General features: G+C 68.4%; 20 protein-coding genes. 3 read left to right on the top strand and 17 right to left on the bottom strand.

All coding sequences use genetic code 11. From position 1 onward, the window contains the following. Positions 1–30: 30 nt before the first annotated feature. The 10 genes from AB0I22_RS10320 to AB0I22_RS10275 all read right to left on the bottom strand — a co-directional run bounded on the left by AB0I22_RS10320 (position 31) and on the right by AB0I22_RS10275 (position 12,214). A complete protein-coding gene (locus tag AB0I22_RS10320; RefSeq protein WP_363130264.1) occupies positions 31–1,134 on the bottom strand; it encodes a 3-oxoacyl-[acyl-carrier-protein] synthase III C-terminal domain-containing protein in 1,104 nt (367 codons plus the stop codon). Continuing rightward, positions 1,131–3,497 (bottom strand): beta-ketoacyl-[acyl-carrier-protein] synthase family protein, encoded by a 2,367-nt coding sequence (locus AB0I22_RS10315; RefSeq protein ID WP_363130263.1) that lies wholly within the window; start codon positions 3,495–3,497, stop codon positions 1,131–1,133. Before AB0I22_RS10315 ends, AB0I22_RS10320 begins: the two co-directional genes overlap by 4 nt. A gap of 35 nt (positions 3,498–3,532) precedes the next feature. Further along, positions 3,533–4,867 carry a beta-ketoacyl-[acyl-carrier-protein] synthase family protein gene (locus AB0I22_RS10310; RefSeq protein WP_363130262.1) on the bottom strand — a complete coding sequence of 445 codons (1,335 nt, stop codon included), beginning with the start codon at positions 4,865–4,867 and terminating at the stop codon, positions 3,533–3,535. After that, entirely contained in the window at positions 4,864–6,135 is a 1,272-nt protein-coding gene (locus AB0I22_RS10305; RefSeq protein ID WP_363130261.1) for a beta-ketoacyl-[acyl-carrier-protein] synthase family protein, read from the bottom strand. The genes AB0I22_RS10310 and AB0I22_RS10305 overlap by 4 nt, the downstream gene beginning before the upstream one ends. A 33-nt stretch (positions 6,136–6,168) precedes the next feature. Beyond that, positions 6,169–6,696, bottom strand: a complete 528-nt coding sequence (acpS, locus tag AB0I22_RS10300; RefSeq protein ID WP_363130260.1) for a holo-ACP synthase — start codon at positions 6,694–6,696, stop codon at positions 6,169–6,171. After that, positions 6,668–7,081 carry a phosphopantetheine-binding protein gene (locus AB0I22_RS10295; protein ID WP_363130259.1) on the bottom strand — a complete coding sequence of 138 codons (414 nt, stop codon included), beginning with the start codon at positions 7,079–7,081 and terminating at the stop codon, positions 6,668–6,670. The genes acpS and AB0I22_RS10295 overlap by 29 nt, the downstream gene beginning before the upstream one ends. A 119-nt stretch (positions 7,082–7,200) precedes the next feature. Next, on the bottom strand, positions 7,201–8,199 hold the full coding sequence (gene fabD / locus AB0I22_RS10290) for an ACP S-malonyltransferase (protein WP_363130258.1): 999 nt from the start codon (positions 8,197–8,199) through the stop codon (positions 7,201–7,203). A 35-nt stretch (positions 8,200–8,234) separates the two neighbouring features. Next, positions 8,235–8,531: a hypothetical protein gene (locus tag AB0I22_RS10285; RefSeq protein WP_363130257.1), complete on the bottom strand. Its 297-nt coding sequence runs from the start codon at positions 8,529–8,531 to the stop codon at positions 8,235–8,237. Between the two features lie 110 nt (positions 8,532–8,641). Further along, the gene (locus tag AB0I22_RS10280) at positions 8,642–10,522 is read right to left on the bottom strand and encodes a BTAD domain-containing putative transcriptional regulator (protein WP_363130256.1); all 1,881 of its coding nucleotides are present in this window, start codon (positions 10,520–10,522) and stop codon (positions 8,642–8,644) included. 819 nt (positions 10,523–11,341) lie between these two features. After that, on the bottom strand, positions 11,342–12,214 hold the full coding sequence (locus tag AB0I22_RS10275; RefSeq protein WP_363130255.1) for an NAD-dependent epimerase/dehydratase family protein: 873 nt from the start codon (positions 12,212–12,214) through the stop codon (positions 11,342–11,344). Positions 12,215–12,472: 258 nt separating this feature from the next. Between AB0I22_RS10275 and AB0I22_RS10270 the strand changes: the two genes are divergently transcribed. Genes AB0I22_RS10270 through AB0I22_RS10260 form a run of 3 tightly spaced genes read left to right on the top strand, consistent with a single transcriptional unit; the run spans position 12,473 to position 14,084 of the window. Continuing rightward, positions 12,473–12,886 carry an ester cyclase gene (locus AB0I22_RS10270; RefSeq protein ID WP_363130254.1) on the top strand — a complete coding sequence of 138 codons (414 nt, stop codon included), beginning with the start codon at positions 12,473–12,475 and terminating at the stop codon, positions 12,884–12,886. Further along, a complete protein-coding gene (locus tag AB0I22_RS10265) occupies positions 12,883–13,623 on the top strand; it encodes a TetR/AcrR family transcriptional regulator (protein WP_363130253.1) in 741 nt (246 codons plus the stop codon). Before AB0I22_RS10270 ends, AB0I22_RS10265 begins: the two co-directional genes overlap by 4 nt. After that, positions 13,620–14,084 carry a DUF1772 domain-containing protein gene (locus AB0I22_RS10260; protein WP_363130252.1) on the top strand — a complete coding sequence of 155 codons (465 nt, stop codon included), beginning with the start codon at positions 13,620–13,622 and terminating at the stop codon, positions 14,082–14,084. Before AB0I22_RS10265 ends, AB0I22_RS10260 begins: the two co-directional genes overlap by 4 nt. Before the next feature lie 303 nt (positions 14,085–14,387). On the opposite strand, the gene AB0I22_RS10255 is transcribed toward AB0I22_RS10260, so the two are convergent. The 7 genes from AB0I22_RS10255 to AB0I22_RS10225 form a co-directional block, all read right to left on the bottom strand. Further along, the gene (locus AB0I22_RS10255; RefSeq protein WP_363130251.1) at positions 14,388–15,116 is read right to left on the bottom strand and encodes a class I SAM-dependent methyltransferase; all 729 of its coding nucleotides are present in this window, start codon (positions 15,114–15,116) and stop codon (positions 14,388–14,390) included. A gap of 169 nt (positions 15,117–15,285) precedes the next feature. Beyond that, the gene (locus AB0I22_RS10250; protein WP_363130250.1) at positions 15,286–16,314 is read right to left on the bottom strand and encodes an aldo/keto reductase; all 1,029 of its coding nucleotides are present in this window, start codon (positions 16,312–16,314) and stop codon (positions 15,286–15,288) included. Positions 16,315–16,433: 119 nt separating this feature from the next. Further along, on the bottom strand, positions 16,434–16,679 hold the full coding sequence (locus tag AB0I22_RS10245) for an acyl carrier protein (protein ID WP_363130249.1): 246 nt from the start codon (positions 16,677–16,679) through the stop codon (positions 16,434–16,436). Continuing rightward, positions 16,676–17,125: a beta-hydroxyacyl-ACP dehydratase gene (locus tag AB0I22_RS10240; RefSeq protein WP_363130248.1), complete on the bottom strand. Its 450-nt coding sequence runs from the start codon at positions 17,123–17,125 to the stop codon at positions 16,676–16,678. The genes AB0I22_RS10245 and AB0I22_RS10240 overlap by 4 nt, the downstream gene beginning before the upstream one ends. Before the next feature lie 40 nt (positions 17,126–17,165). Continuing rightward, complete coding sequence (locus tag AB0I22_RS10235; protein WP_363130247.1) at positions 17,166–17,546, bottom strand: hypothetical protein; 381 nt, start codon at positions 17,544–17,546, stop codon at positions 17,166–17,168. A 34-nt stretch (positions 17,547–17,580) separates the two neighbouring features. Beyond that, entirely contained in the window at positions 17,581–19,134 is a 1,554-nt protein-coding gene (locus AB0I22_RS10230) for a phenylalanine aminomutase (D-beta-phenylalanine forming) (RefSeq protein ID WP_363130246.1), read from the bottom strand. 9 nt (positions 19,135–19,143) lie between these two features. Next, a complete protein-coding gene (locus AB0I22_RS10225; RefSeq protein ID WP_363130245.1) occupies positions 19,144–20,838 on the bottom strand; it encodes an AMP-binding protein in 1,695 nt (564 codons plus the stop codon). Positions 20,839–21,062 lie beyond the last annotated feature (224 nt).

Here is a 21,062-nt window from a genome sequence, read left to right as displayed (position 1 = left end):
ACTGCGTCCGGTGACGGAGGTGACGGCCGTTCAGGCCGGGAACGGTGCCCGCCAGGTCAGCGAAAGCCCCGTGTACACGTACCGGCTGGCCTCGATGCCGAGCAGCACGATCCGGTCACCGGGCCGGATGCGCCCCGAAGTCCAGCCCGCGTCCAGCGACAGCGGCACCGCAGCCGAACCGGTGGCCCCCACATCGGCCAGGTTCTCCACGATCCGCCCTTTGAGCGCCTGGTTGTCCTCGGTGGACAGTCCGGCGGCCTCGTACTCGTCGGCGAAGTATTCGGCGTTCCCCTCCGGTAGCACGATCGCGTCGAACTCCCCGAGCGTCCGGCCATCCTTCCGCGCCATCTCCTGGATCGCACGGACGAACACCTGCGGGCTGAACGTGGATGTGCCAGGCACGTCGACCTTCATCTGGATCAGCTGACGTCGACGCAGTTGCTCTGCCTGCGGCACATCCGTACCGCCACCGATGATCTCCATGCCGGGCTTGCGCAGGCCACCCACGCAGGCGTTGACGAATGCGAACCCGTCCGATGCGTCCGTCGATGCCCCCGCCGGCTCGGCCCGCAGCACCACGGCCCCCGCACCGTCTCCGAACGTGTACAGCGTCAGTCGGTCCCGCATCCGCACACGCGCCGGGTCCTTGTCCAGAAAGAGCGGCGCCAGGATCGGCGAGCCGGCCTCGCTGCCCACCACGAGAGCGGTGCGCGCCGTCCCGTGGGCCAGGTGCCGCCGGGCCACATCCAGTGCCTGCACCCAGCCCGCACAGGCCCCGCGAATCTCGATCGCCGCAACACTCTCCAGGCCCAGGTAGTACTGCAGGGTGGTGGCGACGCCTGGCAGCGCGTACTCCGGCGTCGCCGTGCACACCACGATCAGGTCGAGCTCGTCGGGCTCCAGACCGGCCCGTTTCAGGGCCTGCCGGGAGGCACGTTCGGCCATCCGGCTGTTGTTGATCACGTGCTCGCCCGTGGCCGGGTCGATCATCCAGTGCCGGGTCTTGACCTGGATGCCTTCGAGAACGTCGTCCGGCAGCGGCCCGACATATTTCTCCAGCGTGGGATTGTCCAGCGGATCGCCAGGCACATAGCCGCCGGTGGAGAGGATTTTCACATCGTACGCAAGGGTCATCGGCTGGACTCCGTTCCAGGGAAGTGGGCGGGGGACAGGACGAGCGAGGTGTGGGTGCCGCCGAGGGACGAGCTGTTGATCAGGACCGGTCGGTGTGTGCCGCCCTCGCGCCAGGCGCCGGCGGCGAGGACCGCCGACAGGTGGGCGCCCGCGCCGACCGGCTCGCCGAGCAGTCGCTTCGGAGCCTCGAACCGCACCCGGCCCGTGCCGAACACCCGCTCCACAGCGGCGTGCTCGGGACGGTCGACGGTAGCCAGACCCGCCGCGTTCATCCAGACGGCCGATACGTGATCGGGCCCGAGCCCGGCATTGCGCAGCGCCTCGCGCATCGCCCGCTCCACGCCGTCGCCGGACGGGTCCCAGCGGCCGATCCCGCAGGCGTCCGACGCGGTCGCGTGTCCCAGAAACACGGCGTGGATCGGGACACCGCGCCGCTCGGCACTCGCCCGGCGCTCCAGCACCAGCGCAATGCCGGCCTCGGCGAGCGTGTACCGGCGCCCTGCCACCGAACCGAACAGCGGGATGCTGCGGTATGCGTCCAGTGTGGCCGGTGAGAACGCCTCCACCGCCGACACCAGCAGTCGCTCGGCACGCCCGGCGCGCAGCATGTCGTACGCGATGCCCAGGGCGGCGGCGCCCGCCGCGTGCCCCGAAGTCAGCGTCGACGTCGGTCCCTTGGTCCCCAGCGCCATCGCGACGTGGCCGGCCGCGCCGTTGTACACGGTGTTCGTGAACACGGCCGGGTTCGCTTCCTGTACGCCTCCGGACAGCACCGGGGCGGTGAAGCGTTCACTGCTCTCCATCGGCCCGATCCCGGTGCCGAGAACCACGCCGGTCGCGGCAACGGCATCCGCGTCCCCGCCCGCCGCCGCGGCGCCCAGAGCGGCCCGGCTCGCGGCGACGGCAAGCTGGGAGACCTTGTCCATGCGGCGGCGCTCCCTGACGGTGCCGGCGGCCGAGCGGTCGAACTCGACGCGAGCCAGCCGCAGTCCACCCTCCGGCACACCCTGCCGATGCCCGACCGCGTACGCATCCCGGAGCGCCTCGGCTCCCTCGCCGGCCGAGGTGATCACACCGAATCCAGTCACCACGATCTCGTCCGGGCCGACAGCCGGAGTTGGCGCACCGGGTCCGCCGGGGCGGGCGAAGGCAACGGTGGCGTTGGCGCCGGCGAACCCGAAGTTGTTGGACAGCGCGGTGTCCAACACCAGCGGGCGGCCCGTCCCCGGCACCGGGTCCAGACCGCACTGGGGATCTGGTCCGGTGAAAGACGCGGTGGGCGGCGCTATCTGGTCACGCAGGGCCAGCACCGTGACGATGCCCTCCACCGCGCCGGCCGCGCCGAGCAGATGGCCGATCATCGACTTGGTGCTGGACATCGAGAGCTTCTCGGCGGCCTCGCCGAGCGCGGTACGCACCGCGTTGCTCTCCGCCGAGTCGTTCTTCTCGGTACCGGTGCCGTGGCCGTTGATGTACCGGACGTCGTCGGGGGTCAGGCCTGAGGAGGCCAGGGCCGAGCGGAGCCCGCGGGCCGCGCCCTCGCCCTCCGGGTGCGGTGCCGTCGGATGATAACCGTCGGCGGACAGTCCGTAGCCCAGCATCTCGGCGATGACCGGGGCACCGGTGCGCTCGACCGCCTGCCTCGACAGCAGCAGGAGCATCCCACTGCCCTCGCCCAGTGTCAGACCCGACCGGTCCTTGGAGTAGGGGGCCGCGGGCCGCGGGGAGAGCGACCACAGGCTGCTGAACCCGGCGAACGCCGACTCGGTGAAGGCGTCGCTGCCACCGACGAGCATCGCGTCGGCCGCGCCCGCTCGGATTACCTCCAGGGCATGGGCGAGTGCGTGCGCGCTGGAGGCGCATGCTGTGTTGACGCTCAGTACCGGGCCCTTCAGGCCGAAGGCAGCCGACAGCGCCTCCGCGGCGCCCTGCGGCGGTACGAACGTGTAGCGGCGCCAGTCGGGCGTACCACCCTCCTGCACCTCGCGCAGGGCAAGTTCGGCGCTGCGCCAGCCGCCGTGGCAGGTGCCGTACGCAATTCCCCAGCGCTCGGCCGGGATGTCCGCACCAGGCTGCAGACCCGAACGGGCCATGGCCTCCTCGGCGGCGGCCAGCGCGTAGTCGACAGACCGATCGCGGGCCTCGGAGCCGGGAGCGTAGTCGTAACCGGGCGAGCAGGGTTCGGTGACCTCGCCGCCCAGGGCGGTCTGGTAGTGGCCCATGGGCAGGCGACGCACGGGCGAGATCGCCACCCGCCCGGCACGCACCCCGTCCCACAGGGCCTCGGCCGAACTGCCGTGCGGGGTGATCGCCCCCACTGAGGCAATCACGACGCCGACGGCCCGGTCGGGAACGTCAGTCATGCCTGCTTCCTCCTCTGGACAGGCTGCTCGGCCAATCACGCGGGCCTGGACAGGGTCAGCGCCACGGCCTGCCCCTCGATGCCCCGGGCCAGCGCCATCGCATGGGACGGCCTGGACTCCCGGGCACTGCCGCGGACGTGGTCCAGAGCACACGCCGGGTCGGGGTCGTCGAGGTTGAGCGTCGCGGGCACGACACCGCGGTGCAGGACCAGCGCGGACACAGCGGCATTCAGCGCACCGCCGCCGCCGACGAGGTGGCCGGTCTGCGGCTTGACCGTGCTGACCGGCACGAACCCGGCGGCCGAGCCCATCGCAGTGCGCAGGGCGATGCTCTCGCCGGCATCCCCGAGCCGTGTCGCGGCGCCGTCCGAGGCGATGTGGCCGAGGTCGTCGGCGGCCAGCCGGGCGTCCTCCAGCGACCGCCGCACCGCCCGTGCCAGGCCACGGCCCTGCGGGTCCGACGTCGGAGGCGTACGGGCGTCGTGGCCGGCGCCATAGCCGGCCAACTCGGCGTATACGCGGGCGCCACGACGCAGTGCCACCTGTTTCTCCTCCAGTACGAGCAGCGCGGCCCCTTCGCCGGGGAGACCTCCGCTGCGGTCCCGGTCGTAGGGCCGGTACGCCTCCTGCCCCATTTCGTTGCGAGTGGTCAGGATGCCGAGCCGGTCGAGCAGGGTCATTGACCACCAACTGGTGGCATCGTCGTAGCCGCCCGCGATCGCCACGTCCGCGTCCCCGCGGCGCACCGCACGCATGGCCCGGCCGATCGCAGTAGCGCCCGCGTCCGCGTAGCCCGCGAAGAAGGTGCTGGCGCCCCGGATGCCGTACGTCTGCGAGATGGTGAACACCGCGCCGGCCGGGAGCCCTTCGACGAAGAACAGCGGAGGCATGATGGTGTCGCCGTGCCGACCCAGATGCGCCATGTCTGCTGTGCCGTCCGGGCGACGGATGACCTTCAGCTCGTCGATCAGTTGCTCCGTGCGGCCGAGCGACTTGTTGCCTCCGAGGTACAGGCCGGCCCGGTGGCCGAGTTCGTCGCCGCCTGCCTGGGTGTGCGGCAGCCCCGCGTCATCAAGGGCGAGCCGGGCGGCGGCCAGCGCGAGGCGGTCGCCACGGTTGATGGTGCGCAACTGGCGCCTGTTCGCGAACCGGGTGGCGTCGAAATCGGCGATCTCGCCGCCCAGCCGGGTCTGCAGCGGCGACGGATCGTAGGTCCGGATCGGGCCGATCCCGGACTCGCCGGACACCAGCGCCTTCCAATTGGCCTCGGGGCCTTCGCCCAGAGCGGTCAGCAGGCCGATGCCAGTGATGACGACCTGGCGTCCGGTGCCGTTCATCGAGGCTCCGCCGTGTCGCTGTCCGGCCGTCATCGGTCCTCCTCATAGCGCCCCACAACCAGCCCGGAGTTGGTGCCGCCGAAGGCGAACGCGTTGACGAGGGCGTGCCGCACGTCCCGCTCGCGCGCCGTGTTCGGGACGAAGTCGAGGCCGAGTCGGTGGTCGGTCGTCTCCTGGTTGATGGTCGGCGGCACCAGCCCGTGGTTGATCGCCCCGATCGCGGTGAACGTGCTGAGCGCGGCGGACGCCGCGGTGAGATGACCGGCCATCGACTTCGGTGAGCTGATCACCAGCCGCTCTGCGTCGTCGCCGAACACCTTCTTGATCGCTGCGGTCTCCGACTGGTCGTTGCCTTCGGTACTGGTGCCGTGCGCCACGATGTAGTCGATGTCGGCGGGTTCAAGGCCGGCGTCCGCGATCGCCCCCTGCATGGACTCGATGGCTCCACTGCCATCCGGCGGCGAGTCGGTCATCCGCCAGGCGTTCAGGCTGGTGGCGTAGCCCAGGACCTCGGCGAGAATGCGTGCCCCGCGCGCCCGGGCCCCTTCCAGCTCCTCCAGTACGAAGACGACGCCGCCCTCCCCGAGCACGAACCCGGAACGCTTGCCGTCGAAGGGCCGACTGGCCCGCTGCGGATCGTCGTTGTACTCCTTCGTCAGCGCCCCCAGCAGGCCGAAGCACAGCACGTCGAGCCAGGTCGTCAGTGAGTCGTAGCCGCCCGCGAGCATGAGCGCCGCGTCGCCCTCCTGGACAGTACGGAAGGCCTCACCGATGGAGTGCCCAGAGGCCGAGCAGGCGGTGGACAGACCCATCATCGGGCCGGTCGCGTCCAACATCCGGGCCATCGCAGCGGCGGCGATGTTCTGGCTGTAGGCCAAGGCGTCCGAGGGCGAGTAGGGGATGAACGCGTCGTCCCGGCCGGTCTTGTCGCGCAGCGCCCCGACGTCCACCAGCCACTGCAGCTCTGGCCGGTCCACGCATGCGCCCATGGCTACGCCCATATCCGCGCCGTCGTACTTCTCCTTGCCGACCCCCGCGTCGCACAGCGCCTCCCAGGCCGCGCCCACGCCGAAGGTGCCGGCACGCAGCAGGTGACGCAGCCCGACCGAGTCGGGGACGGCGTCGGAGAGCCGGAAGTCCTTGACCTCGCCGGCGATGGTCACCTCGAAGCCGGTGGTGTCGAACGTGGTCAACGGGCCGACGCCGCTGCGCCCTTCGGCCAGCCCCTGCCAAGTGCTCGGCGCATCGTTGCCCAGCGGCGTGACGGCGCCCACGCCGGTGACGACCACCCTGCGGTTCACTGCGACGCCTCCGTCCGCAGCTTCCTCCGGCCGTCAAGCCTCATACCGATCGTCTCCTTCTGTCGTGTGCATGGTGTGGGCTGGTGCGGTGTCTGTGGTGTCCGGCGCCGGGGGCAGGCACACCATGGCGGCGTACGCCACGGCGAGACCGCCGCTGTGGCTCAGGGAGACGTCGATGTGATCCATCCCGAGGGACCGGGCGACCGCAGCCACCTCGCCGTACAACCGCACCTGGGGGCGCCCCCCGCGCTCGTTGACGACCTCGATGTCGGTCCATTCCATGCGCGGGCCCATACCTGTCCCGAGGCTCTTGAGTACGGCCTCCTTGGCGGCCCAGCGGCCGGCGAGGTGCTCTCCGGGGTGTCCGCGCCGGTAGCAGTAGTCCAGCTCGCGCGGCGTGAACACCCGTTCTCGCAAGCCGGGTTGGGTGGACATCACCTTTTCGACCCGGGCCACCTCTGTCAGGTCTGTGCCGGTCCGGACCAGCAGTGGCGGCGGGGCAGGGCGGTCCGGTGACCGCCCCGCGCCCGATTCAGCCGGCGGCCGAGGCGAGCGCCGCACGCTCGGTCCCCAGATCCGTCAGGTTCTGCACAGTGAACAGGGTCAGCACCTCGTCCGCCGTGAGCTTGCCGGCCAGTTCCTGGACATCGATCTGCGGCAGGACCTTCTTGAGCTGAGCCAGCCCGACCTCATTGATGACGTCGTCCTCGTCGGCGAACTCCTCGTCGGGTATCCCGCCCTGGAGCAGTTCGGCGATGTCCGAGACCTTGATCTTCACGTTTGACGCTTTCTCGACGCGGAACAGGATGTCGAGCAGATCGATCGACTCGGCGTCCAGGTCGCCCAGCAACGTGGCCTCGGGTACGACCTCCTCGATATCGATGCCCAGCGCATCGGCGACTGCCTCCTGGACGGTGCTGCCGAAGTCTGCTCCGTCGTACGACATATGTCCTTTGCCCTTCGTGGAATTGCTGGTGATGGACGGACCGGGATAGTGCGGCTGGTGGACGGACCGGCGGGATTCCTGCGGTGTCCCCGGGCCCCTGCAGTTCGCTCCTCGGGGCGTCAGGACGCCACCGGCGTCTGCCTGTTCTCCGGTGCCAGTTCGGCGCACAGCACCGCGAGGCGGCGCGGGTCCCCGGTGGAGCGGGCACGGACGTCCCCGAGCGTCCGGCGGGCGAGTCCGCTGAGCACCCGTCCGGGGCCGATCTCGGTGTACGCATCCACCGGGTTCCGTGCGGCGGTGTGCAGTACCTCGACCCAGCGGACGGGGCCTGTGAGCTGGCGCCGCAGCAGCTCCCGGGCCTCCTCGCCCGAGCGGACGTAACTGCCAGTGACTGAACTGATCACGGGCAGGACGGGATCGGCGAACGGTTGGCGGGCGAGCGCATCGGTGAACTCCCCTTCCACCGCTGCCATCAGCGAGCAGTGGAAGGGAGCCCCCACATCCAGCGGCACGACCTGGTCGGCACCGGCGTCCAGCGCGGCCCTGCCGGCCGCCTCGACTGCGTGGGCGTACCCCGATATGACCGTCTGCAGCGGCTCGTTGTAGTTCGCAACCTGGACCAGGCCGACGCCCTCTGCGCCGGTGCAGGCAGCCTGCACCTGCTCCACGGGCAGGCCCAGTACGGCGGCCATCGCGCCGGGCACCTCGCGGGCCACCTCCCCCATCAACCGGCCGCGCAATTGCACCAGCCTGAGGGCTGATTCCAGGGACAGCACCCCGGCTGCCACCAAGGCCGGATACTCGCCGAGACTGTGGCCCGCGGCCACCGCGGGCCGGTAGCCGGCGGCCCGTAGCAGTTCCCAGACGATGAGGCTGGTCGTGGCGATCGCGGGCTGGGTGATCTCGGTGCGGCCGAGTTCCCCGGCACTCCCGGTCACACAGATCCGTGACAGCGGTAGGCCCAGGATCTCGTCGGCCTGAGCGAGCAGCCGCCGGGCCGAGGGATAGGTGTCGATCAAATGTCGGGCCATACCCGACCGTTGCGAGCCCTGTCCGGGGAACATAGCCAAGGACCCGGTCGTCGTGCCGTGGCCGCCGGGGCCGGTCCAACCGGTCATCGGGTGCTCCTTTCGTGGCTCGGTCCGTGGCGTGCTCACAGCGGGCTCGTCGCCGTGTTTGCGGAGGGGCTGCCGCCCGCTTGGTGCGCAGCATGTCCGGAGACTTGATCAGCACCCGCCGGGTCGATCACGTTGTCGACGAGGTGGCCGATGACCGGGGCACCGACGGGTGCGGCGAAGTCCCGGAGTTGGTGGATCTTCGCGGCAAATGTCGTGAGCTCGCAGGTCAAGTCAGACATCGTGAGTGATCGCGCCGGTGCCAGCGACCGGGTTTCCGAGTCGGTCTTGCCGAGGTCCGGCAGCACGGCCCGTGGAACATCCGGATCCGCCATTGAGGTCCCTCCCTGTCCTGCCCTCTCGCTTCGGGGCCTTGGGATCAACCTTCGGGCCCGGGGGTGGGAGCGGGACTGGAACGCCTCTTGACCGGGGGTGTATCCCCAGGTCAGCGCCGTGATGCGGAGAGTTGGACGGTGTCCGCCGCCTCACTGCGACGGCCGGTCTTAAGCCCGTACGCAAAGCTGCGCTGCAGACCGTCGAGCCGGTAGCGCGTGGGGTGATCGGCCACATCAGGCTCGGCCACGGTCAGGAAGTGGGCCTCGACCAGTTGCTCGCAGACGTCCTCGACGGTGGCGAAGTCCTTCCCGAGCACCGGGCAGGCCAGATGGGCGTCGAACTCGGACACTGGCAGATCGGCCAGACAGCGGAGCGCTTCGCGGGCGTCATGGGGTAACGCGTTGTACGACGCCGTGAAGCTGTCGCGCACGCTCAGCGAGCTGTGTGCCAGCTCGTCCAGGCGCCGGGTCTCGTCACTGAGCCGTTCCGCATAGCGGCCCAGCGACCAGTGGGGGCGGGAGTTGAGCCGTACGGCGGCGGCGCGCAGGGCCAGCGGCAGCCCTCCGCAGTACCGGGCGATCGCGGCGGCCGCGGCAGGCTCCCGGCCGAGTCGCTCCGGGCCCAGCATCCGGGCCAGCAGCCGCACGCTGTGGCCGTGCGGCAGGCCCCCCAGCTGTAAGACGCGGGCGCCGGGCGGCGTGCTGAGTCGGCTTCTGCTGGTGATCAATACTGCGGTGCCCCCGCTGCCCGGCAACAGTGGCTGCACCTGTTCGTCGTCGACCGCGTCGTCGAGCGTGAGCAGTTGCTGACGCCCGGCGAGGGCGAGCCGGTAGACCTCGGTGCGCTCATCGGGGTCGGCCGGGATCCGGTCGGGGTCCGTCCCCAGCGCGCGCAGCAGCCGGCCCTGCACCGCGTGGGGGTCAGCCGGACGCGCGGAGCTGCCGCGCAGCGCCGCGTACAACTGCCCGTCAGGAAAGGCGGATTGCAGTCGGTGCCCCAGGCGTACGGCCAGCGCGGTCTTGCCGACGCCGCCGCCACCGATGAGCTGGACGGCAGCCGGCTGTGCGGCGATGGGACGCATCAAGGTCCGCTGGATTACGTCGAGTTCACGCTCACATCCGGTGAAATCGGGGAGGTCGAGCGGGAGCATCTCCAGGGCGACGGGGGTGGACCGGAGGGCGACAACCTGGTGAGTTCCGGCGCCGACCGCGTCGCCGGTGCGCTCGGGCGATAGTGTGGGGTCGGCCGTCTCGCCGCGCAGGACCCTCTCGTAGAGCTGCTGCAGTCGCCGCGATGGATCTATACCGAGTTCCTTGACTATCAGTCGGCGCATCGACTGGTAGTACTCCAGTGCGTCAACGCTGCGCCCCTCCAGGTAGAGCGCGAGCATCAAGCGTTCGCAGAGTTGCTCGGAGAGCGGGTCGGTGAGCAGCGTGGCGCGGAGCTCCGGGAGGACGGCGCCGGGGCGCCCGAGCCGGATCTCGGCATCCGCCCACTGGCTGAGTGCCTCGTGGTGCAGCTGGCGCAGTGTCTCCCGGACCCGGTCCGCCCAGTCGCTGTGCATGCCGCTCAGCGCGTCCCCCCGCCACATGTGCAGCGACTGCTGGAGCAGTTTGCTGCGTTCCTGGTCGCCGAGACCCTTCTGCTGAGCGCTCTTGAGCAGTCGGCGGAACCGCACCAGGTCCACGGCGCCGGTACCCATGGAGACCAGGTAGCCGGCCGGTGACCTGACCAGGCCGATCGGTTCAGGCTGCTCCGCCGAGGCGCGGGCGAGTGCCCGGCGCAGCCGGGTGACGTAGGTGTGGACGACGTTGCGGACACCCGCGGGCGCTCTGTCTCCCCAGACGCGGTCGACGAGGGACTCCAGCGGCACTGGCCGTTCGGGGTCGACCAGCAGAGCGCCAAGGATGCTGCGTTGCCGTGCGGGCCCGATATCGGCCAGCGAACTGCCGGTCCAAAGTTCTATCGATCCCAGTATTCGGAGCTCCACTAAAAATCCCCCCCGCATTCCCTTAAAACCCCGGAAGCTAGCTCTCTGGTCAGCGATTCCCAGGACTTCCTGCCCCCACAGGATCTCCGCCCTCGGTTCTCCAACCCGACGCCCGGTGTACTGCCTTCGCCCGGGCGCTGCATCGGTCTAGGACTGTTCGCTGTTATGCATGCCGAATTACCCCCTCTACACCGACACACTGTAGTCCATCGGCATGCCGTCAAACCGCTCTTGCAGATTCTGTTACGAGCCTGTAAAGCATCCCAGTGGACCGCCGAGAAATATGGAACCCAAGATTCACCCAACGCCCGGCCCGCCCCAACCTTGGCACACCCCATTTCGCCACCGGAGGGTTCAAAGCTCAACCCCGCCCGCGCAAAGGTTGCCTCAAGGCTGTTGCCGCAGAATCAGCCAATCCGAAAACCCTGCCACAGAAGCAAGGCAGAGAAATGATAAATAATTAGCGCCATGCGCGAGCACCACGGAAAAGATAAGCACACGGGGAGGGAATTCCACCTCTGAGCGAACCCGATACGCCCGGGGCCACCCGGAGTCCGGTGGGGCCGGGGCGCGGGTGCAGCGTCGTTCTGGGGCCAGGGGACGGCCGCCGACCGGAGTTTCTCCCGGGTGCACCATCACCTGGCATCGAGAACGTTCTGCTACAGCAAGGAAAGGAACGGTTTCATCACGGCGTTGCCGCCGCATCATCCGGCCGGCGGCCGGGGCCAGGCCGTATGCACGGGTCGGGGAATCAGTTTCCCCGACACTACGACGAATCGACTCGGTCTCACGCCGCCGAGGAGCCCGGCCGACTTCTCCTCATCCGGCGGCCAACTCCTCCAGGAGCCCCGACCGCTGCGGCTGCCAGTCCAGGTCGGCGCGAGCACGCGCGTGACTGGCTACCTGATCCAGCATGAGCGCCTCGACCATCACGCTCCAGTACCGCTCTGCGTCGGCAGGGTCCCAGTCCTGCACCTGGGCGCCATGCCGGTCGGCCACGACCTTCGCGGCCTCCCGCATGGACACCGGCTCCTCGTCGGCAGCCAGATAAACGGATCCTGCCGGCGCCGATTCCACAGCCAGCGCGTACAGCTCACCAAGATCGTCAGCGTGCACGACCGCCCACCGGTTGGAGCCGTCCCCGAAGTGCCGCACGACCTTCGCCTCTCCGTGCTCCTGCGGGGCCAACAGCATGGGCACGTACCCCCGCCCACCGCCGTAGACCAGCCCGGGCCGGATCCGGATCGTACGCAGGCCACGGCCGGCGGCCGCAAGCAGCATCTCTTCGATTGCCGGCCGCCACGCCACGACCGTCGGCGGCTTCAGCGGGGAGTCCTCGGTCAGCGGAGCTGATCCGACATTCCCGTGGAGCCAGAGGCCACTGGTGTACACGAGCGGCTTCCCGGTGCCGTCGAAGACCCCGATCAGGGCATTCACCACACCCCGATCCAGCTCTCCGGCCCGTTCGTCACTGCTGGATGCCGCGTGTACCGCGCCGTCAACGCGCCGCGCGATATCGGACAGCACACCGGCCTCGAAGAGGTCGGCCACCACCACCTCGACGCCCTGCGGCACCGCCCCGCGGTTGCTTTCGTTGCGCACGGTGCCGGTGACCTCGTGCCCACGCCGGACGAGTGCGCGGGCCACCGCGCCCCCGATCGTTCCCGTGACGCCCGTTACCAGTACATGCATGAGGATCCGTTCCTTTTCTATCGGTATTGATCAGGATCGGTCGCAGCTCCAGCTGCACCCCGCGGCCTTGCCGTTGCCCGAACGACACGATCGGCCCGACAGCGCCGCGGAGTTGGTCTCGCAGGTGAGGGCCTTCTCCGGATCGGGATGGACCGCGAGAGCACCCGCGTGCCGCGTGCGGCCTTCCTCCCACCCGCTTGACCCTACTGGTTACACAGTACACACTGGTTACAGCGTAACCAGTCTAAGAATAGGGTCATGGACACCAGCGCCACACAGCACAGCGCGGAGACAGTCGCCGACAAGTTCGCCGACATGATGAACTGTCGCAATGTCAATGCTCTCGACATTTTCATCGCCAAGGACTACATCGACCACAATTTCTGCATAGAGAACGACCGCGAAGCGAACAGTGATTTCTGGAAGATGCGGTTCGCCGCATTCCCCGATACCCAGGTGCCCCCGGCCGACGGCGATCGTGTCTCGGGCCGCTCCACCCACCCGGCCACGTTTCAGGGGCTATTCATGAGATTGAAGCCCACCGGCCGCCCGGGGGAGATGCACTCGATCGACATCCGGCAGGTCGTCGACGGGATGGCCGTAGAACACTGGGACCAGGTCGACAGACACCTCTTCTTCCCCCGACTGACCGGCGAGAGTAGTGACCAGTGACGCCTGAGAAACAAGGTCCTCCGCCCCGACTGGACACGTCCGGGTCGACACCGGCGCAGCGACGGCGGGGCCGGGAACGGGCTGCCGCCCGGGAGGCGATCCTGTCCGCGGCCCTGGACGTGGCCCGCCGCGATGGGTGGGACGCGGTGACCATGCGCCGACTCGCGGAGGAGATCGAGCACTCCGCGAATTTCGCCTACCGCTATTTCACTGGCCGCGACGACATCCTCTCCACCCTGGTACGCGAGGCATTCGCCCGGCTCCGAGATGCCATGGCCACCGCCGGCCGGCAGACAGGGCCGGACGCCGGTAGTGGCACCAGCACCGGCATGTCAAGCGCAGACGCCGCGGCCGCGGCGGTGCGACGTGCGGGGCACGCCTACCTCGACTTCGCCCTGATCTATCCCGACCTCTATCAGCTCATGTACGGCCTGGGCGGCGTGCGCGTACCCGCCGCCGACGCTTGGGCCGAGGGCCAGGCCATCGGCGACATCATGACCGAACTGCTCGGCGCCGCCGGAGATCCCCACCCCCAGCAGCACGTCCTGCAGTTGTGGGCGACCGCCCACGGGCTGATCGCGTTGCTGGTCGTCGACCGCGTCGACGTCGATGCCCAGGGACTGCACGCCCTGTTCGAGGACGCGCTGACCAACTGCCTCACCCGAGTCCTGCCCGGGCCGGAACAGCTCGGGCTCCCCCCTAACCACCGCACGGAGGGAACAGCTTCGCCGCCATGAACACCGTTGCCACCGCTATCGCCGTCATAGGCACCCTCAGCACAGCCGTCATCTACGGCACCGACCTGTTCTGCGCGCTCGTCGTGCGCCCAGCCGCAGGCGGTGCCGCCGATGCCTCCATCGCCGACCTGATCGGCAGGATCCACGAATACGGAGACCGTCGCCTGCCGGTGCCGGGCATGGCTTCCATCATTGCCGCAGCACTTGCCGTCGCCCTCAGCGATGGCACCCTGTCCCGCATTGGCGCAACCACCGCCCTGATAGCACTGCTGGCCTGGCTCGCCGTGTACCTGCGCATCAGCGCACCCATCAACAAGAAGCTCCGCGCGGCCGCTGCCAGCAATACAGTCCCGACAGACACCAAGGAGCTTCAGCAGCGCTGGGACGGGGTCATCTGGCTCCGGACCGCACTGCAGACCATCGCACTGGCCGGTCTCCTCACGGTCATCGTCACTCATTGATCCGTCGGAGGCCCCGCCGTTGGGACGGCGGGGCCTCCGACGGATCAGACCGTGCCACGACGAGCCGTTCGACCGTCAGCCCGTCCCCGAACGTGCCGATAGCCCAACTCGCGATTGCGCATAGGGGTTAAGCATGCCCTGTCTTCGGTACGTCGAGCGCGGTGCCGGTCGCACCGAGGAAAACGGGTGAGAGGCGAACGGCCGTGGACCGGCAGTTCGCGGCGCGCATAGCAGTACCGGCGGACGCCGAGGAGACATCCGCCGGGACTCGCCGTTGTGTTGTACGAGCAGTTCGCGGGCGTGTCAGATCCGTTCGGCTGTCAGTTGCCAGCTCGGCAGCAGAAGCCGCCCTGCGTCATCGGCCTCAAGGGCGCTGAGGTCCATTACGGAAGAGCCGTTCTGAAGGAGGCTACGGACCTTCTGCTTGGTGAACGTCGTGGCGTAACCCCGGCGTTGTAGCCGGTGGATCGCCCACCCGTCGCTGAAGAGGGCGCGCAGGTCTGCCTCGGTGTTCCGGTAGGCCGGGATTTCCGCGGGCAGCTTGTCCGAGAAGCACAGCAGATGCAGCCACGCTCCGGGTTCGCATATCCCGTGCAACGCGGATATGTAGCCCCGCTGCGCCTTTTCGTCCAGGCAGTGCAGCAGCGCGCTGTCCACCACCGTGTGGAACGGGCCTTCGACACCCTCCATCGTGGTCGCATCGGCCGCGATGAAATCGACCTGCAAGCCGCGCTCGCGGGCCTTGTCCCGGTCACTCTCGATAGCGCTTGAGGACACGTCGATCCCGGTGACCTGGTAACCGCGTTCAGCGAAGAACAGCGTGTTGTCCCCGAGACCGCATCCGGCATCCAGCACGCGGCCGGTGATTTCCCCAGCCTCTTCCAGTTCGAGAATGACAGGCTGCGGAGCCTGAATATTCCACGGAATCATGTCGAGACTCGTGCCGATCTCGCCCGGCTGCGTCTTTCCCTCACGGTACAGCTCCTCGTAGTCGTGTGGCTGCAGAAGCTTGAGGTCCTGCTGTCCTGCCATGAGTGATGTCACCTTCCACCTGGACCTCTCGTAGACGTTCACGTGTGTCGCGCACATCTAGAGAGCGGGACTGGAGTGTTTCTTGATCGGGAATGCGTTCTTCAAGGTCGGCGTCCTCACGGCCCTCGGTGGGGATCCCGGATGCGTCCCGGGGCCGTATCGGTAGCGCTCAGACGGCTCGGCGCTCCTCGGTCGGCCTGCGGCGCAGGCTCGCGTGCTCCAGGGCCGGCGGCATGTAGGCCATGTCGAGCGTGCCGATGTCGGTTCCAGGCGGAACAATCTCATCGATCTGGTCGAGAAGGTCGTCGTCAAGAGTAATTTCGGCGCCTGCGAGCAGGTTGTCGAGGTGTTCCATGGTCCGGGGCCCGATGATCGCGGAGGTCACGCCGGGGTGGACGATTGGGAAGGCCATCGCGAGGTGCGACATCGGCAGACCAGCCTTGTCGGCAAGGGGGATGAGCTGCTCGACGACATCGAGCCGTCGCTCGTCGCTGAGGTGCTTGAAGCCATACTTGGCTCGGTGTGTGTCCGCCTCCCGGCCCTTGCGGTACCGGCCGGTGAGCAGACCACCGCCCAAGGGGCTCCAGACCAGCGTGCCCATCCCGTACTGCTGGCAGACCGGCAGCACCTCGCGTTCGATGCCTCGGTTGAGGATCGAGTAAACGGGCTGCTCAGTGCGGAAGCGCTGCAGACCCCGCCGTTCGGCGACCCACTGCGCCTCAACGATATCCGCGGCCGGGAAGCAGGAGGAGCCGATCGCCCGCACCTTGCCGCTGTGGATCAGGTCCGACAGTGCCGACAGGGTCTCCTCCACGTCGACCGACGAGTCCGGCCGGTGGACCTGGTATAGGTCGAGATGGTCGGTCTGCAGGCGGCGCAAGGAGTTCTCGACCTCGGCGATGATCCAGCGCCGCGAGTTGCCCCGGCGGTTCGGGCCATCGCCCATCGGATTGTGCACCTTGCTGGCGAGTACGACGTCGTCGCGGCGGCCCTTGAGCGCCTTGCCCACGATTTCCTCGGACTCGCCCTGAGAGTACATGTCGGCGGTGTCGATGAAGTTGATGCCGGCGTCCAGAGCTTTGTGGATGATCTGGATCGAGTCGTCGTGGTCGGGGTTGCCGATGGCCCCGAACATCATGGCACCCAGGCAGTAGGGGCTGACCTGGATGCCGGTCCGACCCAATGTGCGGTACTGCAACGCGGTCCTCTCAGAGGTGCTCGGCGCGGCGGTGGCGCACCAGCGAGCAAGCGGAACATTTTGTGCCCACGCAGGATCCTGAATCTTCCGTCGGCGCAAACTGGCCAGTCAGAGCAGAGTCAGGCTGTCTGCCGAGCAGCCAACTCGCACAAGGCGGTGACGCTGTTCGCCTGCTTCAGTTCGCTCGGGGGCAGAACCACCTGAAACTGCTTCTCCACCTGCGCGACGATCTCGATCAGGTTGAGGGAGTCGGCCTGGAAGCGTTTGACGAAGTCCTCGTTGGGGTCGATCTCGTCCGGACTCAATACCAGGACCTCCGCCACGATCGCGCGGACCCTTGAGATCGAGTAGTCGGTGTCGTTCATCCGCCGTCCTTTGCTTGCGCCGGTACTGATGTGGTGGAGAGCAGGCTCGCGGCCGGGCGGGAGACGACCAGAACGGAGCCCACGGTGAGGGCGGTTCGGTTGGCTGCCCGGGTCTCACCGGTGAACTCACCGACCGCACCGGAATGGTGGTTGAGCCGCACATGGTGTTCCAGGACATCCCCGGGTACGACAGGCACGGCGTAGACGAGGTCGCGGAGGCCGACCATCAGCGGGATCTCTTCCGGCTGGCCGAGCGCAGCGAGCGACCACAGGAGAGAGACGGCCTGGCCGAACGACTCGAGCAGGAGAGCCGACGGATACGCGAAGCCGTCGATGCCGGTACCGTCCGCCAAGTCCCGATAGCAGGCTTCCCCGCCGGTGACCGCCTTGGTGGCGACGAGCGAGCCTGGCGGCGAGTACTCCCGGACGGTGTCGAGCAGGAGCATCGGGGGGCGTTGGCGGAGCCGGCCGCGCACCTGGCTGTGGTCAAGCATGGGCCGCCACCGGTTCGAGCGTGACGGACAGCTCCGCCGCCATCCGGCCATCGACACGCGTGCCTCGGGCACGGACCCCGATCTTCCCATTCGCGTCGGGAGTCACCAGTAGGGAGAGGTCCAGTTCGTCACCTGGAAGCAATGGGCTGGCGAAACGAGCGCGGTCGATGCTGCACAGCCGAAGCTCGCGGCCATCGGCGAAACCGGCTGCCTGGCGCACAGAATCGATCAAGAGAACCCCGGGCAGGATCGGGAAGCCCGGATAGTGGCCGGCCATCTGCTCGGTGGCCCGGTCCACGGGCATCCGCAGCGTGACCCGGGTGCCCTCCGGGGTCTTCTCGGTCTGCGGTGGGCGGTTCAGCACGTCGAACACCGTCGCTGTCCGGATAGAGGCAGGCACGGCGTCCTCAGCCCAGGCCCGGCTGGGCGACGAGGCGCTGCGCGAGCTCCTCCACGTAATCGGTGATCGTCACGTCGTGGTCGAGGTAGGGGACCACCTCACGCGTCTGCTCGTAGAGCCGCCGGGTCGCGGACGACAGGCCCTTCGTACCCCGAATGTCGACGGCCTGGCAGGCACAGAGCAGCTCGAAGGCGACCACGTAGGCGACGTTGTCCAGCACCTCCCTGGCGCGCCGGGCCGCGACGAAGCCGAAGGAGACGATGTCCTGGAAGTCCCCGGTCGTGCTCAGCGACTGGATGGACATGGGCATGGCCTTCGCCCGGGTCTCTGCGGTCAGCGAGGCGGTCATGAACTGGCCTCCCATCAGCCCCAGACGGAGGCCCGGGTCCTCCTGGCACAGGAAAGCCGGCAGCCCCTCGCTGTTGCTCTTGTCGAGATAGCGGTCGATGCGGCGGTTGGACAGGTTCATCAGCGTGGTCAACGCGATCACCAGGTGATCCATGGCCATCGCCACGTACTGTCCGTGGAAATGCCCGTTGTGGAACACCTCGGCCTCGTCGGGGTCGACCAGCGGATTGTCGTTGGACGAGTTGAGCTCGTCCTCGACGACCCGCTCGATGTTGGCGAGGCTGTCGACGACCGGCCCAAGGATCTGCGGGGTGCACCGGATCGAGTAGGCGTCCTCGATGGACTGCGATCCGGCCTTCGCGTCGTCTCCCATCTCGCCCGAGAGCAAGTGCTCGGTGTCGAGCTCGTCAACCGCGAGAGTGGAGTCGTCCAGCGTATTTCGCAGGAACTCGGCGACCGCCCGCTGTCCCTGGTGTGGCTTGAGCTTGTGGACTCGCGGATCGAACGGCTTGGTCTTGCCTGCGAGTGCTTCCACGGACAGCGCCGAGACCAGCAGATACGACTGCAGCAGCCTTCGGGCCCGCGCGACGTTGATGCTGCCCAGGCCCACCATGCCGGAGGTGCCGTTGATCAGCGCCAGACCCTCCTTGTAGCTGAGTTCCATCGGTTCGATGCCGACCCGTCGCAGCGCCTCGGCACCCGGGAGGACCTCGCCGTCCAGCCTCGCCTTCCACTGGCCTATGCAGACCAGAGCGATCGCGGCCAACGGCCCGAGGTCGCCGCTGGTGCCCAGCGATCCCTTCTCCGGCACGCACGGCACGACACCCGAGTTGAGTACCGCGATCAGCTTCTCCAGGTTGGTCATGGAGATGGCCGAGTTGCCGCGGGCCAGCGACACGATGCGGGACGTCATGATCGCGCGGACCGTGGTGTCGTCGAGGCGGTCGCCCACGTTGGTCGCCACCGCGTTGAGCAGGTTTTCCTGAAGCTGCCGTGCCTTGGAGACCGGCACCAGCCAATTGACAAAGCCGCCCATGCTCGTGTTGACGCCGTAGATGACCCGCTCCTGCGCGACGAACTTCTCCAGCATGTCTCGGGAGGCCTGCACGCGTGCGCGAACAGCGTCGTCAATGGCCACGGGGTCAGCTGAAACTGCAGTCGACTCGACCTCGGTGAGCCGCACCCGCTGGTCCAGGGACAGGGTGTAAGTCACGTATAGCTCCTAAGCGTTGGTGGCATGTCGTACATCCGATGTGCTCCGCGGGGCGGCCAGTGTTTGCGTGAGCACGGCGCGGTCGATCTTCCCGTTCTCGGTCAGGGGGAGCTCCGGCAAGGTGTGGATCGACCGGGGCACCATGTAGGTGGGCAGCTCCCGCGCGCAGAACTCAAGTGCCGCGCCTATGTCGAGTTCCGCTTCCGGGTGGTCGAGGACGACGGCCGCCGCCAGGGCGTGGTCTCCGGAACGCGGCACCAAGGTGGCCGCCGCCGCCGTCACGGCGGGAAGGCGCGTCAGGATGCCCTCTATCTCGCCCAGCTCCACCCGGTTTCCACGGATCTGCACCTGGTAGTCGGACCGGCCCAGGTAGTAGAGCTCGCCCTCGTCGCCCAGGCGGGCCAGGTCGCCCGTGCGGAGAACCATCTGCCCGTGCCGCGGCTCGGCCGGGTCGGGCACCAGCACCGCGGCCGTGGCCTCAGGGTCGTTCCAATAGCCGGTGAACAGCGACGGGCTGCGCAGGTAGATCTCCCCGGTCAAGCCCGGCTCGGTGACCACCTCTCCCTGGCGGCCCACGAGGGTCATCTCGGCCCCGGTGTGGGCGTATCCGATCGGCAGCCGTTCCTGTTCCGTCGGCAGCGGATTCGGGACGTCGGTGAACGAGGCGGCCATCGACTCCGTCGCTCCGTAGCCGTTGACGAGGCGAACGCCGGGAAGCGTCTCCTGTAGCCGACGCAGCTCAGGGATCGGGAACTCCTCTCCCGCGAAGACGACCGAGCGCAGCCGCTCCAACTGTTTCAGCAGGTCCGGATCGACGCGCAGGACCGGACGCCAGAGTGACGGGACCCCGTGAACCTGCGTGACCTCGGCATCATGCAGGAAACCGGTCATACGCCGCGGTGAGTCGAGGTTCTCGCGCGATACCGGAACGAGCGTGGCGCCGCTGGCGAGGGCGACACCGATTCCGAAGAGCGCGAAGTCGAACTGGAGCGGTGAGGTACTGGCCACCCGGTCGTCGGGGGCGACCACTCCGTCCTCCAGCATCGCGCGGAGGAACGTCACGATCGACCGGTGGCTCATCACCACGCCCTTGGGGCTGCCGGTCGACCCGGAGGTGAAGATGATGTACGCGGTGTCGGTGTCGAGCACGTTCCGCCGCCGGCGCACCTTGCCCGCCGGCAGGTGCTCGACCACCAGCCCTCCCCGGCCGAAGTGCGCGCTGCCGACTGCTGCTGCCGGCTCCCTGTGCTCAAGGCCGTCCGCCCTTGCGTGGAGCGCGGGTTCGACCGACCGCAGGATCGAGCGCAGGCGGGCGTCCGGCGTCTGCGGGCTTACCGGCACAAACGGCAAACCCAGCTTTGAGCAAGCAAGTAGCAGGGCTACCGCCGCCGCCGAGGTGTCCGCCTCGATCACTACGCGGTCACCGACATCGAGACCGAGGCCGTCCAAGACCGCTGCGTACTCCTGGACCTGGCTGTCGAGACGGCAGTAGGAGATCTCTTCAAGCGCTCCATTCCCGTCTTCCTCAACCACTGCGGGTTTTCCCGGAGTGTTGGCCACAGGCCCCATGAGCAGCCGATAGAGGTTGTCCGCCGAAGGACGCGTACGTTCCATAGCATCTCCCTTCTCAGTCGAGTGGTTGTGGCGAGCAGAGCCGCTGGGCCTGCCTTGTGTCTCGGGGCCTCGGGAGCCACTGTCGAGCACCGGAATGGGCGCCGGACTGGAGCGTGTCTTGATCGGGGATGTATTCGCAGGTTGGCGTGTTGCTTGAACGGCCGCACGGTCAGGAAACGGGCCTTCACCAGTTGCTCGCACGCGTCCTCATCAGACTCGGCACCGGCGGGTCCGCCAGGCAGCGGAGCACGATCGCGGTCGGCCCCTGGGAGACGCGCTCGGTGCGTCCATGGTTCACGGAAAATGCCCCCTGG

This window comes from Streptomyces sp. NPDC050610 (assembly GCF_040654875.1).
In the GTDB taxonomy this organism is placed as follows: Bacteria; Actinomycetota; Actinomycetes; order Streptomycetales; family Streptomycetaceae; genus Streptomyces.
The sequence above is the reverse complement of the archived record's forward strand: the minus strand, read 5'-3'. Positions and strand labels throughout refer to the sequence as shown.